This window comes from Bradyrhizobium cenepequi (assembly GCF_020329485.1).
GTDB classification, from domain to species: domain Bacteria; phylum Pseudomonadota; class Alphaproteobacteria; order Rhizobiales; family Xanthobacteraceae; genus Bradyrhizobium; species Bradyrhizobium cenepequi.
In genome coordinates this window covers 151,513-166,371 of the sequence record NZ_JAGKJI010000006.1, presented here as the reverse complement: position 1 = coordinate 166,371, position 14,859 = coordinate 151,513, and the positions used below count along the sequence as shown (strand labels likewise).

Below are 14,859 nucleotides of genomic sequence, written 5' to 3'. Positions count from 1 at the left end.
CAATCTAGGTGGCGTTCGTGAACGAAGCGTTAGACATTCGCGGCCAACTTTCCGATAGCGCAAATTTGCTCGGCCGTGGCCTCCGCCCCTTGCCGGACGGAGGGAAAAGCGCTATATCGGCAGCGACTTAAAGTTCTCATACGATCGCGTATTGAGAGTGGGCCCCTCGGGACCCGCTCTTTTTTATTACCCGAACGAACCCGGCCGAGCCTGGTCCGGTTTGGGTGGCGCAACCAGAGCATGAACCGGAAGAGCGGAAGCCTGTTGTCCGCAAGGATCATGCTCAAATACGAGATAGGATCATGACCCGATTTTGCGTGATCGGATCATGATCCGACGCCGGCAAAGACCGGCTAACCAACAGAACCGACAGCTCAAGACGTATCTTTGATCCTGGATATGACCGATCCAACCGCTGGTTCCGTCAATGTCGAACTGCTCGCCGAGCCGCGGCTCGTCGTCGAGCCGGGCGCTGCGGCGCGCGTGTCGGCAGTTGCTACCCCGGTGCTGCAGGGACTGGGCTACCGCCTGGTGCGGATCAAGATCACGGGCGAAGCCGGCTGCACCGTGCAGATCATGGCGGAACGGCCGGACGGCTCGATGCAGATCGAGGATTGCGAGGCAATCTCGCGCGCGCTGTCGCCGGTGCTCGATATCGCCGATCCGATCGACCGGGCTTATCGGCTGGAGATCTCCTCGCCGGGTATCGACCGGCCCCTGGTGCGGCGCTCGGATTTCGAGCGCTACGCCGGGCACCTCGTCAAGATCGAGATGGCGGTGGCGCATCAAGGCCGCAAGCGGTTCCGCGGCATCCTGAAAGGGGTCGAAGGCGATGCGGTGCGCCTACATCGGGATGACACACGCGAGGGCGAGGATGCGGAGATCTTGCTGGCGATGGAAGACTTCGCCGAAGCGAGGCTGGTGCTGACCGACGAGCTGATCGCCGAATCGATGCGGCGCGGCAAGGCTCAGGAGCGCGAGTTGCGCCGCGAACTGGGGCTGGACCCGCCACAACCCGCGCATGCGAAGGCGCAGCCCACGCACGCGAAGAAAAGCGATCCGAGCAAGAGCGATAAGCCGAAACAAGGGACCGGCAAGAAGCCCGCCCCGAAGAACACCAAACAACACCGCCTCGCCGCCGAACGGCTGCGCCGGGGCGAGACCGAGCCTGACGAAGGAGACTAGCCATGGCAGTCAGCGCCAACCGACTTGAACTGCTGCAGATCGCCGACGCCGTCGCGCGCGAAAAATCGATCGACCGCGGCATCGTGATCGCCGCGATGGAGGACGCGATCGCGAAAGCGGCGCGCGCCCGATACGGTAGCGAGACCGACGTCCATGCCGAGATCGACCCCAAGAAGGGCGAGCTCCGGCTGTCGCGCCACATGCTGGTGGTCGACGTGGTCGAGAATTCTTCCAACCAGATTTCGCTCGCCGATGCGCAGCGCGCCAATCCCGGCGCCCGGGTCGGCGACACCATCGCCGACACCCTGCCGCCGCTCGAATACGGCCGCATCGCCGCGCAATCGGCCAAGCAGGTGATCGTGCAGAAGGTGCGCGAGGCCGAGCGCGACCGGCAGTACCAGGAATTCAAGGACCGCATCGGCGACATCGTCAACGGCGTCGTCAAGCGCGTCGAATATGGCAGCGTGATCGTCGACCTCGGCCGTGGCGAAGCCATTATCCGCCGCGACGAGATGCTGCCGCGCGAAGTGTTCCGCAACGGCGACCGTGTCCGCGCCTACATCTTCGACGTCCGCCGCGAGACGCGGGGCCCGCAGATCTTCCTGTCGCGCACCCATCCGCAATTCATGGCGAAACTGTTCGCGCAGGAAGTGCCCGAGATCTATGACGGCATCGTCGAGATCAAGGCGGTGGCCCGCGATCCCGGCTCGCGCGCCAAGATCGGCGTGATCTCGCGGGATTCGTCGGTCGATCCGGTCGGCGCCTGCGTCGGCATGCGCGGTTCGCGCGTGCAGGCCGTGGTCAACGAATTGCAGGGCGAGAAGATCGACATCATCCCGTGGTCGCCCGACATCGCGACCTTCGTCGTCAACGCGCTGGCGCCGGCCGAAGTCGCCAAAGTCGTGATCGACGAGGAGCGCGAGCGGATCGAGGTCGTGGTGCCCGACACCAACAACCAGCTTTCGCTGGCGATCGGCCGCCGCGGCCAGAATGTCCGCCTCGCCTCGCAGCTCACCGGCTGGGATATCGACATCCTGACCGAGCAGGAAGAGTCCGAGCGCCGCCAGGCCGACTTCGAGAATTCGACCCGCGTCTTCATGGAAGCGCTCAATGTCGACGAGGTCGTTGGCCAGCTCTTGGCCTCGGAGGGCTTCACCTCGGTCGAGGAACTGGCGCTGGTGGATGTCAAGGAACTCGCCGGCATCGAAGGTTTCGACGAGGAAACCGCGACGGAACTGCAAAACCGCGCCAAGGAATATCTGGATCGGCTTGAGTCGGAACTGGAAGTCAAGCGCAAGGAACTCGGCGTCGAGGATGCCATGAAGACCGTTCCCGGCATGACCTCGAAGATGCTGGTCAAGCTTGGCGAGAACGACGTCAAGACCGTCGAGGATCTCGCCGGCTGCGCCACCGACGATCTGGTCGGCTGGACCGAGCGCAAGGACGGCGGCGAAACGACCAAGCACAGCGGGTTCCTCGACGGAATCGATGTCTCGCGCGAGGAAGCCGAGGCGATGATCATGCAGGCCCGCGTGAAAGCCGGCTGGATCACCGAGGCTGACCTCGCCAAGGAGAACGCCGAGACGGAAGCCGCCGAAGAACCGACGGCTTAAGGAGATGCGGAACGCATGCTCGCAATGGCTGACCCCGATCTGGATCATGGGCCGCGGACCGGAAAGTCCGCGACCATGCGGATGTGCGCGGTCAACCGCGAGGTGCGCCCGATCGACGAGCTGATCCGCTTCGTCGTCGCCCCCACCGGCGAGGTGGTCGCCGATGTGAAACGGAAGCTGCCGGGTCGCGGCCTTTGGCTTTCCGCCTCGCGCCGCACGGTTGCAGAAGCGGTGCGCCGTCACCAGTTTAAGCGGGGTTTCAAGCGCGACGTCCGCGTCGCGGCAACTCTGCCCGATGATACCGAAGCGCTGCTGGTTCGCAGTGTCATCGAGGCGCTGGCCATGGCCGCCAAGGCCGGCCGGGCCGTTTCCGGCTTCGGCAAGGTCGAGGACGCGTTGTCGCAGCGGGAAAGACCCCTGAGCCTGATCCATGCTTCCGATGCGGCCCCTGACGGAGTCCGCAAATTGGACGCGATCCTGCGGCAAAGGAGCGGAAAAGACGAAGATTCGTTGAAAATATCTGTCGTCACCGCGCTGACATCGGCAGAATTGGATTTGGCACTGGGCCGGTCAAATGTGATACATGCTGCCCTGCTCGCGGGCCCGGCGAGCAAGACGTTCCTGTCGCGCTGCCAGCTTCTGGTCCGATACCGGATGGCCGACGACGACAAGACCGCCGATGCGGCCAGAAATTCTAGCTAGAGCATGATCCGGAAAAGGGGAAACCGGTTTTCGGAAAAGATCGTGTTCAAACAACAAGATGGAGCGAGATGACGGTTCCGCGGACAAGTCATTTCGTTCTTTTGGGACTGCGACGACGACGCGTGCGAACAGGCACAACGCTAACAAGATTAGGACTGCTGAATGGTTGATACCAAAACCCCTGGCGACAAGACTTTGAGTGTCCCGACCAAGACCTTGACGCTGAAGCCACGCGTCGAGACGGGCACCGTGCGCCAGAGCTTCAGCCATGGCCGCAGCAAGCAGGTTGTGGTCGAGAAACGCGGCAAGCGCCGCGTTGGTGGCGATGGCCCGGGAGCCGAGGCGCATGCGCCCGAGCCGGCCGCAGCCAAGCCCGCGCCGGCGCCAGCCAGGCCACCGCTCGGCCGTTCGGGTGGGCCTTCTCCATCGCAGCGCAACGCCGGTGGATCGGGCGTGGTGTTGCGCAGCCTGACCGAGGACGAGCGCTCGGCCCGCGCCAGTGCGCTCGCCGACGCCCGGCAGCGCGAGATCGAGGAGCGCCAGCAGGCCGAAGAGGAAGCCAAGCGCCGCGCCATCCGGGAGAGCACCGAGCGGGCTGAGCGCGAAGCCGCCGAGGCCCGCCGGCAGGCCGAAGAGGAGCGTCATCGCCAGGAAGAGGAAGCCAAGCGCAAGGCCGAGACCGAGGCCAAGCGGCGCTTTGGCGAGGCCGAAGCCAAGCCAGCCGCAGCAGCAGCCCCTGCGCCGGCACCGGCGGCTCCAGCCCGCACCCCGTCGACGGCCCGTACCCCGACGACCCCGGCACGCGCACCAGCGTCGGCTCCGGCGGCGCGGGCACCGGGCGTTGCCGCCGAGCCCGATGAGGACGAGGGTCCGCGCCAGGTCCGCCGTGGTCCCGGCGGCGCGATGCGACCGGTGGCCGCCCCGAAGACCACCCATAAACCGGGTCCGCAGAAGCAGCGTGGCCGCTTGACGGTTGTCACCGCGCTCGACGCCGACAACGTGCGCGAACGCTCGATCGCGTCGTTCCGCCGCCGCACCCAACGCCTCAAGGGTCTCAACTCGAACGAGCCGAAGGAAAAGCTGGTCCGCGAAGTCACGATCCCGGAGGTCATCACCATCCAGGAACTCGCTAACCGCATGTCCGAGCGCGCGGTGGACGTTATCCGCATGCTGATGAAGCAGGGCGTGATGCACAAGATCACCGACGTGATCGATGCCGATACAGCGCAACTAATCGCCGAGGAACTGGGTCACACAGTGAAGCGCGTGGCTGCGTCCGACGTCGAGGAAGGCCTGTTCGACGTTGTCGACGACTCCACCGATACCGAGCCGCGTTCGCCCGTCGTCACCGTCATGGGCCATGTCGACCACGGCAAGACCTCGCTGCTCGACGCGCTTCGTCACGCCAACGTGGTCGAAGGCGAAGCCGGCGGCATCACTCAGCACATCGGCGCTTACCAGGTGTCGTCGCCGGAAAGCGGCACGAAGATCACCTTCATCGACACGCCCGGCCACGCCGCGTTCACCGCGATGCGCGCGCGCGGCGCCAAGGTCACCGATATCGTGGTGCTGGTGGTCGCGGCCGATGACGGCGTCATGCCGCAGACGGTCGAAGCGATCAATCACGCCAAGGCCGCCAGGGTTCCGATCATCGTCGCGATCAACAAGATCGACAAGCCGGACGCGCGGCCTGAGCGTGTGCGCACGGAATTGCTGCAGCATGAGGTGCAGGTCGAATCGCTCGGCGGCGAAGTCGTCGACGTCGAGGTCTCTGCCAAGAACAAGATCAATCTCGACCGGCTGCTCGAGATGATCGCGCTGCAGGCCGAACTTCTCGACCTCAAGACCAACTCGCTGCGTCCGGCCGAAGGCACCGTGATCGAAGCCAAGCTCGACCGCGGCCGCGGTCCGGTCGCAACCGTGCTGGTGCAGCGCGGCACGCTCAAGGTCGGCGACATCATCGTCGCCGGCGCCGAGATGGGCCGCGTCCGCGCGCTGATCTCGGACCAGGGCGAGAATCTCGACGAAGCCGGTCCGTCGGTGCCGGTCGAGGTGCTCGGCTTCAACGGTCCGCCCGAAGCCGGCGATCGGCTTGCGGTGGTGGAGAACGAAGCCCGCGCCCGCCAGGTCACCAGCTATCGCGCGCATCAGAAGCGCGAGAACGCCGCCGCCTCGATCTCCGGCATGCGCGGCTCGCTCGAGCAGATGATGTCGCAGCTCAAGACCGCGGGCCGCAAGGAATTCCCGCTGATCGTGAAGGCCGACGTGCAGGGCTCGCTGGAAGCGATCCTGGGCTCGCTGGAGAAGCTCGGCACCGAGGAAGTCGCCGCCCGCATCCTGCATGCCGGCGTGGGCGGCATCTCCGAGTCCGACGTCACACTGGCGGAGGGCTTCAACGCGGCAATCATTGGCTTCTCGGTGCGAGCCAACAAGGAGGCGGCCGCCGCCGCCAAGCGCAACGGCATCGAGATCCGCTACTACAACATCATCTACGATCTCGTGGATGACATCAAAAAGGCGATGTCCGGCCTGCTCGCGCCGACCCTGCGCGAGACCATGCTCGGCAACGCCCAAATCCTGGAGGTGTTCAACATCTCCAAGGTCGGCAAGGTTGCCGGCTGCCGCGTCACCGACGGCACGGTCGAACGCGGCGCCAATGTCCGCCTGATCCGCGACAACGTCGTCGTGCACGAAGGCAAGCTGTCGACGCTGAAGCGCTTCAAGGACGAAGTGAAGGAAGTCGTCGCCGGCCAGGAATGCGGCATGGCATTCGAGAACTACGGCGACATGCGTGTCGGCGACGTGATCGAATGCTACCGTGTCGAAACGATCCAGCGCTCTCTGTAAGTCCAAGTCTTACGAAGCGCAGGAAATTTCGAGCTGAACCGTCATGCCCCGCAAAGGCGGGGCATCCAGTATCGCAATTGATTCTAGCTACGAAATACTGGATCACCCGCCTTCGCGGGTGATGACGATAATTGGGATTTTGGACAATGCCCCGTCATCAGAAGAAGAGTTCCGCCGCCGGCGGCTCGCAACGTCAGCTGCGCGTCGGCGAGACGGTGCGCCATGCGGTTGCCGAGATTCTCTCGCACAGTGACGTCCACGATCCGGATCTTCAAGGCCACATCATCACCGTCCCCGAGGTGCGAATGTCGCCGGACCTGAAGCTCGCGACCATCTACGTGATGCCGCTCGGCGGACGCGACACCGAGACCGTGATCGCTGCGCTCGACCGCAACAAGAAATTCCTCCGCGGCGAGATCGCGCACCGCGTTAACCTGAAATTTGCACCTGACATCCGCTTCCGCGCCGACGACCGATTCGACGAAGCGGAACGTATCGAGAAATTACTGAGAACACCTGCGGTGCAACGCGATCTTGCACCCGATTCGGACGACGAATGAGATGACCGTGACGACCGCAAACCCCGTGATCGAATCGCAAGACGTCGATTCGCATGCAGACGAAGAAAAATTTTCTGTGCCTGCGCGCGGCAACGAGACGCGTCGCGTCAACAACGATCCGCGTCAGAAACAGAAACAGCAGGGCAACCAGCCGCGGCGCGACAAGCGCGACGTCCATGGCTGGGTCGTGCTCGACAAGCCGATCGGCATGACCTCGACGCATGCGGTGGCGGTGTTGAAGCGCCTGTTCCAGGCCAAGCGCGCCGGACACGCCGGAACGCTCGATCCGCTCGCCTCGGGCGGGCTGCCGATCGCACTCGGCGAGGCCACCAAGACGGTGCCCTTCGTCATGGAAGGCCGCAAGCGCTATCGCTTCACCGTGGCCTGGGGCGAGGAGCGCGACACCGACGATATCGAAGGCCGCGTGGTCGCCACCAGCGAACTTCGTCCCTCGGCCGGTTCGATCCAGGAATTGCTGCCGCGCTTCACCGGCGTGATCGAGCAGGTCCCCCCGCAATATTCTGCGATCAAGGTTCAGGGCGAGCGGGCCTATGATTTGGCGCGGGACGGCGAAAAGGTCGAATTGCAGCCGCGGCCGGTCGAGATTCATGAATTAACCTTGGTGGAACATGGGGATGGCGGCCAATCCGTGTTCGAGGCCGAATGCGGCAAAGGAACCTATGTTCGCGCGTTGGCCCGGGATATGGGGCGGATTCTCGGCTGTTTTGGCCATATCTGCGCGCTCAGGCGAACCGTTGTCGGTCCGTTTACCGAACGGGACATGATTCCGCTGGAAGAATTGGAGGCTTTGTGCAATAGAGCCGCATCTGGCGAGGGCAGCCTCGCCGATGCACTTTTGCCCGTTGAGACCGCGCTGGACGACATCCCGGCACTGGCCGTCACACGGGCGGATGCGGCGAGGCTCCATCGGGGCCAAGCCGTTTTGTTGCGCGGACGGGATGCGCCCAATAGTAGCGGCACAGTCTATGTCACGGTGGCAGGCCGGCTTCTGGCGCTTGCCGAGATTGGCAATGGCGAAATCATCCCCAAGCGCGTGTTCAACCTGACCGGACTGACTGCCAGTTCGGCTCGCAACCATGGAAGTATCTGACGATGTCGATTACCGCCGAACGCAAAGCGGAAGTCATCAAGACGAGTGCCCTCAAAGCCGGCGACACCGGCTCGCCCGAAGTTCAGGTCGCGATCCTGTCGGAACGCATTAGCAACCTCACCGAGCACTTCAAGACCCACGGGAAGGACAACCATTCACGCCGCGGCCTGCTGAAGCTCGTGTCGACGCGACGCTCGCTCCTCGACTACATCAAGAAAAAGGACGAGGCGCGTTACAAGGCATTGTTGGAAAAGCATAACATTCGTCGCTGATTTCAACACTACGCGCGCAACGTTGGCGCGCGTTTTCGCATGATCTTCCGAGAAACCGGAGTTTCTACCGTTCGGATACGATCATGCGCAGGAGCATGAGCGTGATGACGGTTGTCGCGCGCAGCCGCTCAAACCTGGAGCATGATCCGGTTTTCCGGAAAGACCATGCTCAAACCCAAAGTGCCCAGCAGCAATCCGGCCGCTGGACAGGGCAAGATGCCCGTATGAACGAAAGGATGGACGCCATCCGGAACATGAGAACCATGGCAGGATCGCCGGATGCTGATCACGGCTTGCGATCAGCGTCTCGCCATCTTGCGCATGGTTTTTGCGTTTTGGAGGCCCGTTCTTTCGTGAAACCATGAAAGAAGACCGAAATGTTTACGAAGCATTCCGTGGAGATCGATTGGGGTGGACGTCCCCTCAAGCTTGAAACTGGAAAGGTCGCCCGTCAGGCCGATGGCGCTGTCGTCGCAACTTACGGCGAGACCGTAGTGCTTGCCACTGTCGTCGCCGCCAAGACGCCCCGCGAAGGTGTCGACTTCCTGCCGCTGACGGTCGACTACCAGGAGAAGGCCTATGCCGCAGGCCGTATTCCCGGTGGCTACTTCAAACGCGAGGGCCGGCCGACCGAGAAGGAGACGCTGGTCTCCCGCCTGATCGATCGCCCGATCCGCCCGCTGTTCGTCGACGGCTGGCGCAACGAAACCCAGGTGATCGTGACGACGCTGTCGCACGACATGGAGAACGATCCGGACGTGCTGTCGATGGTGGCAGCTTCCGCCGCACTGACGCTGTCTGGCGTGCCGTTCAAGGGCCCGATTGGAGCTGCCCGCGTCGGCTTTGCCAACGACGAATATGTGCTGAACCCGACGCTGGACGAGATGAACGAGACCCAGCTCGACCTCGTCGTCGCCGGCACGGCGGACGCCGTGCTGATGGTGGAATCGGAAGCCAAGGAGCTGAACGAGGACATCATGCTTGGCGCCGTGATGTTCGGCCATCGCCACTTCCAGCCGGTCATCAGCGCGATCATCGAACTCGCCGAGAAGGCCGCGAAGGAGCCGCGCGAGGTTACCGCGATCGACAACTCCGCGATCGAGAAGGACATGCTCGGCCTGATCGAGCAGGAGCTCCGCACCGCCTACGCCATCCCGATCAAGCAGGAGCGCTACGCCGCAGTCGGCGCCGCCAAGGAAAAGGTGATGGCGCACTTCTTCCCGGAAGGGCAGGAGCCGCAATACGACAAGCTGCGCGTCGCCGACGTGTTCAAGGAGCTCGAAGCGAAGATCGTTCGCTGGAACATCCTCGACACCGGCAAGCGCATCGACGGCCGCGACGTCAAGACGGTGCGCAACATCGTCGCCGAAGTCGGCGTGCTGCCGCGCGCCCATGGTTCGGCGCTGTTCACCCGCGGTGAAACGCAGGCGCTGGTCGTCACCACGCTCGGCACCGGCGAGGACGAGCAGTATGTCGACGCGCTGTCCGGAACGTACAAGGAGACGTTCCTGCTGCACTACAACTTCCCGCCGTTCTCGGTCGGTGAGACCGGCCGGCTCGGCGGCACCAAGCGTCGCGAGATCGGCCACGGCAAGCTCGCCTGGCGCGCGATCCATCCCGTGCTGCCGCCGCACCACGAATTCCCCTACACGGTGCGCGTGGTGTCTGAAATCACCGAGTCGAACGGCTCCTCGTCGATGGCGACGGTCTGCGGCTCGTCGCTGGCGTTGATGGATGCCGGCGTGCCGTTGAAGCGGCCGACCGCGGGTATCGCGATGGGCCTGATCCTCGAAGATCAGCGCTTTGCGGTGCTCTCGGACATCCTCGGCGATGAGGACCATCTGGGCGACATGGATTTCAAGGTCGCCGGCACCGACCAGGGCATCACCTCGTTGCAGATGGACATCAAGATCGAGGGCATCACCGAGGAGATCATGCGCGTTGCGCTTGGCCAGGCCAAGGAAGGGCGCATCCACATCCTCGGCGAAATGTCGAAGGCCCTGACGGCGGCGCGCGCCGAGCTCGGCGAATACGCGCCGCGCATCGAGACCTTCAAGATCCCGACCGACAAGATCCGCGAAGTGATCGGCACCGGCGGCAAGGTGATCCGCGAGATCGTCGAGAAGACCGGCGCCAAGATCAACATCGAGGACGACGGCACCGTGAAGGTCGCCTCCAACGATGGTGAGGCGATGAAGGCGGCGATCAAGTGGATCAAGTCGATCACCTCGGAGCCGGAGATCGGCCAGATCTACGAGGGCACCGTGGTCAAGGTGATGGAGTTCGGCGCCTTCGTGAACTTCTTCGGTGCCAAGGACGGCCTCGTCCATATCAGCCAGCTCGCGGCCAACCGCGTGCAGAAGACCTCCGACGTCGTCAAGGAAGGCGACAAGGTCAAGGTCAAGCTGCTCGGCTTCGACGACCGCGGCAAGACCCGGCTGTCAATGAAGGCGGTCAATCAGGAGACCGGCGAGGATCTGGAGGCCAAGCCAGAGGCGCCGGCGCCACGCGAGGCCGCGGGCGAGTGAGCGCCTAGACATAATTGAATTGCTAAAAAAGGGCGGCCCGATGGGCCGCCCTAAGTTTATATAGGGCTTTGCAAATCAACCGTGCCTGATGGCCATGTGCGGTTTGGCCGCGATATCGTGATCAGGTTTTGTCGGAACCGCTTCACGTCCTGCGCCTACAATAGGACACCATGCCTTTCCTTAAGCCCGGAGGTCACGATGTCATTCCTGTCCCGCCGCCGCCTGATGATGACCGCAACCGGTCTGCTCGCCGCAGCCGCTTCGCCGCGAATGGTGTTCGCGCAAGGCGCGGCCCAGCCGCCTGCCGGTCCGTTCAAGGTCGATCAACTACCATATCCGACCAACGCGCTGGAGCCGCATATCGATGCGCTGACAATGCAGCTCCATCACGACAAGCATCACCAGGCCTATGTGAACAACGTCAACGCAATCGCGAAAGATCATCCGCAGATCGCGGACAAGCCGATCCCGGATGTGCTCGCCAGTCTAAGCAGTGTGCCGGAATCCGTCCGTACCGGCGTCCGCAACAATCTCGGCGGCCATGCCAACCACACCATGTTCTGGCAGATCATGGGACCGAATGGCGGCAAGCCGGAGGGCGAGGTGCTCGCCGCGATCAACCGTGACCTCGGCGGAATGGAGAAACTGCGGACCGACTTCAACGCGGCCGGTGGACGCGTATTCGGTTCGGGCTGGGTGTTCGTCACGGTGACCAAGGACGGCAAGCTCGCGCTCGAGACTCGTCCGAACCAGGACAGCCCGCTGATGGACGGCAAGCGCGCGCTGTTCGGCAATGACGTGTGGGAACACGCCTATTACCTGCATTACCAGAACCGCCGCCCGGAATATCTGCAGGCCTGGTGGAACACGGTGAACTGGAAGGCGATCGGCGACCGCTACGCGGCCGCGAAGGCCGGCACGCTCGGCGTGTGACGCCGTCAAACGGCCGGGGCCGCAAGCCTCGGTCGCTTTTTTGCGCAGCGATCGCTCTGCGGCGTTCAGCCTGATGCGGATGAATGAGCTTGACCTAGATGTCGGCGCGCAATCCTTCGCTGTTCCCAAGGGTTGTAGATTGCCAATCCGGCCTTTCCGGGCGAAGAACGTGCGCTCCTCCAGTGAAGGGTTCAGCATCATGATCCAGCTCTATTGGTCGCCTCGTTCGCGCTCATTCACCTGCTTATGGCTGATGGAAGAAACCGGACTGCCTTACGAGCGTGTGCTGACCGACATCTCGACCGGCGCGCAGAAGGCGCCGGAGTTCCTGAAGATCAACCCGATGGGCAAGGTGCCGGCGCTGAAGGACGGCGACGTCGCGCTCAGCGAAGCCGCCGCGATCTGCGCCTATATTGCGGATCGCTATCCGGAGAAGAGGCTCGCGCCGGCGCTGAACGATCCGAAGCGGGGACGATATCTGCAGTGGCTGTTCTTCGCGCCAAGCTGCATCGAGCCGGCGCTGATCCAGATCTTCACCAAGCTCGAGGTGCCCGCCAGCACCGCCGCATGGGGCACCGCGACGCAGGTGTTCGACGTGCTCGACGCCGAGCTGCAGAAGGGGCCGTGGATCCTCGGCGAGGATTTTTCCGCCGCCGACATCGTGGTCGGCTCGGGCCTGAATTATGCGGTGCGGCTGTTCAAGATGGTGCCGTCGCGGCCGTCCTTTGAGGACTATATCGCGCGCTGTGCGGCGCGCCCGGCGTTCCAGCAAGCGGAGAAGATTGCTGCGGGTGGGATCACGTAGCCCGGATGAAGCGAAGCGTAATCCGGGGACCATGGCGCAAGCGGAGAAACCCGGATTGCGCTGCGCTCCATCCGGGCTACGGGCGAAGCTACTCCGCCTTCAGGTTTTCCGGCCGCGGCATCGAGATCACGTTGTAGCCGGAATCGACGTAGTGGATTTCGCCGGTGACGCCGCCTGAGAGATCGGACAACAGATAGAGCGCAGAACCTCCGAGCTCATCGAGCGTCACACCGCGGCCGAGCGGCGAATGCTTCTGCTGGAACGCGAACATCGCGCGCGCATCGCCAATACCCGAGCCGGCGAGCGTTCGGACCGGCCCGGCCGAAATCGCATTGATGCGGATGGCGCGCGGGCCGAAATCGGCGGCGAGATAGCGCACAGAGGCCTCCAGCGCCGCCTTCGCAACCCCCATCACGTTGTAGTTGGGCATCACGCGCATCGAGCCGCCGAAGGTCAGCGTGATCATGGCGCCGCCAGTTTCCGGCATCAACTCGGCCGCGCGCTTGGCGAGCTCGGTGAAGGAGAAGCAGGAGATCAGCATGGTGCGCGCGAAATTCTCGCGCGTGGTGTCCGCATAGCGGCCCTTCAACTCGTTCTTGTCGGAGAAGGCGACGGCATGGACGAGGAAATCGAGCCGCCCCCATTTCTCGCGCAGGGCTGCGAACGCCGCATCGACGCTGGCGAGATCTTCGACATCGCAGGGCAGCACCGTGTCGACGCCGAGCGACTGCGCCAGCGGCTTGACGCGCTTGCCGAGCGCCTCGCCCTGGTAGGTGAAGGCGAGCTCGGCGCCCTGCGCATGGAGCGTCCTGGCAATGCCCCAGGCGATCGAGTGATCATTGGCGACGCCCATGATCAGTCCACGCTTGCCTTTCATCAGGTCCTGCATTCCCGTCCGCTCCTATTGACTCGCTGCTGCGTCATCACCCGCCACCGGGTCGGCGCAGAGCGCCGCCCGATGACAGGCTCCGCCGGGTGATCCAGTATTCCGAATGCCCCAGCGACCGACCGAAAGGCTGCAGCATACTGGATGCCCCGCCTTCGCGGGGCATGACGGGTAAAGGAAAACTACGCATCCAGCCGTTTGAACACCAGCGTCGCGTTGGTGCCGCCGAAGCCGAAGGAATTCGACAGCACAGTGCCGAGCTTGGCATTGTCGATGCGCTTGCGCACGATCGGCATGTCGGCGAAGATCGGATCGAGCTCGGTGATATGCGCGCTCTCGCAGATGAAGCCGTTGTTCATCATCAAGAGCGAATAGATCGCCTCCTGCACGCCGGTGGCGCCGAGCGAATGGCCGGTCAGCGCCTTGGTCGCCGAGATCGGCGGGCACTTCTCGCCAGTGCCGAACACCTTACGGATCGCCTCGATCTCCGGCGGATCGCCGGCAGGCGTCGAGGTTGCGTGCGGGTTGATGTAGTCGATCGTCGTCTTCACGGTCGACAGCGCCATGCGCATGCAGCGTTCGGCGCCTTCGCCCGAGGGCGCCACCATGTCGTAGCCATCGGAAGTGGCGCCATAGCCGACGATCTCGGCATGGATGCGTGCGCCGCGCGCCTTGGCGTGCTCCAGCTCTTCCAGCACCACGACGCCGGCGCCGCCGGCGATGACGAAACCGTCGCGGTTGATGTCGTAGGGGCGCGAGGCTGTGGCCGGCGTGTCGTTATATTTCGACGACATGGCGCCCATGGCGTCGAACAGTACCGACAGTGTCCAGTCGAGCTCCTCGCAGCCGCCGGCGAAGATCACGTCCTGCTTGCCCATCTGGATGATCTCATAGGCATTGCCGATGCAGTGGTTCGACGTCGCGCAGGCCGAGGAGATCGAATAGTTCACGCCCTTGATCTTGAACCAGGTCGCAAGCGTTGCAGACGCGGTCGACGACATCCCCTTAGGAACGGCGAACGGACCGACCCGCTTCGGACCCTTGGTGCGGGCGATGTCGGCGGCCTCCACCAGCGTACGCGTCGACGGCCCGCCTGAACCCATGATGATTCCGGTGCGTTCGTTGGAGACTTCGCCCGCCTCCAGCCCGGCATCGCGGATCGCCTGCTCCATCGCCACGTGATTCCATGCCGCGCCGTCGGCCAGAAACCGCATCGCGCGGCGATCGATCACCTCGGCCGGATTGAGTGTCGGCGCGCCTTGCACCTGTGAGCGGAAGCCGAGCTCCGCATATTTCTCCGCGCGGCTAATCCCTGATTTTGCCTCGTGAAGGCTCGCCAGCACTTCCTGGGTGTTGTTTCCGATGGACGAGACGATGCCCATCCCGGTGATGACAACCCGCCTCATGATCGCCTCGC

Annotated in this window: 12 protein-coding genes; 10 read left to right on the top strand and 2 right to left on the bottom strand. The window is 63.7% G+C overall.

Going from position 1 to position 14,859, the window contains the following annotated elements; all coding sequences use genetic code 11:
• Positions 1 to 399: 399 nt before the first annotated feature.
• The 10 genes from rimP to J6497_RS10200 all read left to right on the top strand — a co-directional run bounded on the left by rimP (position 400) and on the right by J6497_RS10200 (position 12,556).
• Positions 400 to 1,185 (top strand): ribosome maturation factor RimP, encoded by a 786-nt coding sequence (gene rimP / locus J6497_RS10245; RefSeq protein ID WP_225704133.1) that lies wholly within the window; start codon positions 400 to 402, stop codon positions 1,183 to 1,185.
• Between the two features lie 2 nt (positions 1,186 to 1,187).
• Positions 1,188 to 2,798, top strand: a complete 1,611-nt coding sequence (gene nusA, locus J6497_RS10240) for a transcription termination factor NusA (protein ID WP_225704132.1) — start codon at positions 1,188 to 1,190, stop codon at positions 2,796 to 2,798.
• A 15-nt stretch (positions 2,799 to 2,813) separates the two neighbouring features.
• Positions 2,814 to 3,500, top strand: coding sequence for an RNA-binding protein (locus tag J6497_RS10235; RefSeq protein ID WP_225704131.1), 687 nt, complete (start codon positions 2,814 to 2,816; stop codon positions 3,498 to 3,500).
• Positions 3,501 to 3,662: 162 nt separating this feature from the next.
• Positions 3,663 to 6,347 carry a translation initiation factor IF-2 gene (gene infB / locus J6497_RS10230; protein ID WP_225704130.1) on the top strand — a complete coding sequence of 895 codons (2,685 nt, stop codon included), beginning with the start codon at positions 3,663 to 3,665 and terminating at the stop codon, positions 6,345 to 6,347.
• Positions 6,348 to 6,493: 146 nt separating this feature from the next.
• Positions 6,494 to 6,907 (top strand): 30S ribosome-binding factor RbfA, encoded by a 414-nt coding sequence (gene rbfA, locus J6497_RS10225; protein ID WP_225704129.1) that lies wholly within the window; start codon positions 6,494 to 6,496, stop codon positions 6,905 to 6,907.
• Between the two features lies 1 nt (position 6,908).
• Positions 6,909 to 8,018: a tRNA pseudouridine(55) synthase TruB gene (truB, locus tag J6497_RS10220; protein ID WP_225704128.1), complete on the top strand. Its 1,110-nt coding sequence runs from the start codon at positions 6,909 to 6,911 to the stop codon at positions 8,016 to 8,018.
• A 2-nt stretch (positions 8,019 to 8,020) separates the two neighbouring features.
• Positions 8,021 to 8,290 (top strand): 30S ribosomal protein S15, encoded by a 270-nt coding sequence (gene rpsO, locus J6497_RS10215; RefSeq protein ID WP_225704127.1) that lies wholly within the window; start codon positions 8,021 to 8,023, stop codon positions 8,288 to 8,290.
• Positions 8,291 to 8,667: 377 nt separating this feature from the next.
• Positions 8,668 to 10,818, top strand: a complete 2,151-nt coding sequence (pnp, locus tag J6497_RS10210) for a polyribonucleotide nucleotidyltransferase (RefSeq protein WP_225704126.1) — start codon at positions 8,668 to 8,670, stop codon at positions 10,816 to 10,818.
• A gap of 198 nt (positions 10,819 to 11,016) precedes the next feature.
• The gene (locus tag J6497_RS10205) at positions 11,017 to 11,751 is read left to right on the top strand and encodes a superoxide dismutase (protein WP_283844410.1); all 735 of its coding nucleotides are present in this window, start codon (positions 11,017 to 11,019) and stop codon (positions 11,749 to 11,751) included.
• A 199-nt stretch (positions 11,752 to 11,950) separates the two neighbouring features.
• Positions 11,951 to 12,556: a glutathione S-transferase family protein gene (locus tag J6497_RS10200; protein ID WP_225704195.1), complete on the top strand. Its 606-nt coding sequence runs from the start codon at positions 11,951 to 11,953 to the stop codon at positions 12,554 to 12,556.
• 88 nt (positions 12,557 to 12,644) lie between these two features.
• On the opposite strand, the gene fabI is transcribed toward J6497_RS10200, so the two are convergent.
• Both fabI and fabB read right to left on the bottom strand, forming a co-directional pair.
• Positions 12,645 to 13,445: an enoyl-ACP reductase FabI gene (gene fabI, locus J6497_RS10195; RefSeq protein ID WP_225704125.1), complete on the bottom strand. Its 801-nt coding sequence runs from the start codon at positions 13,443 to 13,445 to the stop codon at positions 12,645 to 12,647.
• Between the two features lie 179 nt (positions 13,446 to 13,624).
• Positions 13,625 to 14,848 (bottom strand): beta-ketoacyl-ACP synthase I, encoded by a 1,224-nt coding sequence (gene fabB / locus J6497_RS10190; RefSeq protein ID WP_225704124.1) that lies wholly within the window; start codon positions 14,846 to 14,848, stop codon positions 13,625 to 13,627.
• Positions 14,849 to 14,859 lie beyond the last annotated feature (11 nt).

Excerpts from the sequence above, each read along its gene's own strand:
- rimP (WP_225704133.1), top strand. The coding sequence starts at position 400 with ATGACCGATCCAACCGCTGGTTCCGTCAATGTCGAACTGCTCGCCGAG.
- nusA (WP_225704132.1), top strand. The coding sequence starts at position 1,188 with ATGGCAGTCAGCGCCAACCGACTTGAACTGCTGCAGATCGCCGACGCC.
- J6497_RS10235 (WP_225704131.1), top strand. The coding sequence starts at position 2,814 with ATGCTCGCAATGGCTGACCCCGATCTGGATCATGGGCCGCGGACCGGA.
- infB (WP_225704130.1), top strand. The coding sequence starts at position 3,663 with ATGGTTGATACCAAAACCCCTGGCGACAAGACTTTGAGTGTCCCGACC.
- rbfA (WP_225704129.1), top strand. The coding sequence starts at position 6,494 with ATGCCCCGTCATCAGAAGAAGAGTTCCGCCGCCGGCGGCTCGCAACGT.
- truB (WP_225704128.1), top strand. The coding sequence starts at position 6,909 with ATGACCGTGACGACCGCAAACCCCGTGATCGAATCGCAAGACGTCGAT.
- rpsO (WP_225704127.1), top strand. The coding sequence starts at position 8,021 with ATGTCGATTACCGCCGAACGCAAAGCGGAAGTCATCAAGACGAGTGCC.
- pnp (WP_225704126.1), top strand. The coding sequence starts at position 8,668 with ATGTTTACGAAGCATTCCGTGGAGATCGATTGGGGTGGACGTCCCCTC.
- J6497_RS10205 (WP_283844410.1), top strand. The coding sequence starts at position 11,017 with ATGTCATTCCTGTCCCGCCGCCGCCTGATGATGACCGCAACCGGTCTG.
- J6497_RS10200 (WP_225704195.1), top strand. The coding sequence starts at position 11,951 with ATGATCCAGCTCTATTGGTCGCCTCGTTCGCGCTCATTCACCTGCTTA.
- fabI (WP_225704125.1), bottom strand. The coding sequence starts at position 13,445 with ATGCAGGACCTGATGAAAGGCAAGCGTGGACTGATCATGGGCGTCGCC.
- fabB (WP_225704124.1), bottom strand. The coding sequence starts at position 14,848 with ATGAGGCGGGTTGTCATCACCGGGATGGGCATCGTCTCGTCCATCGGA.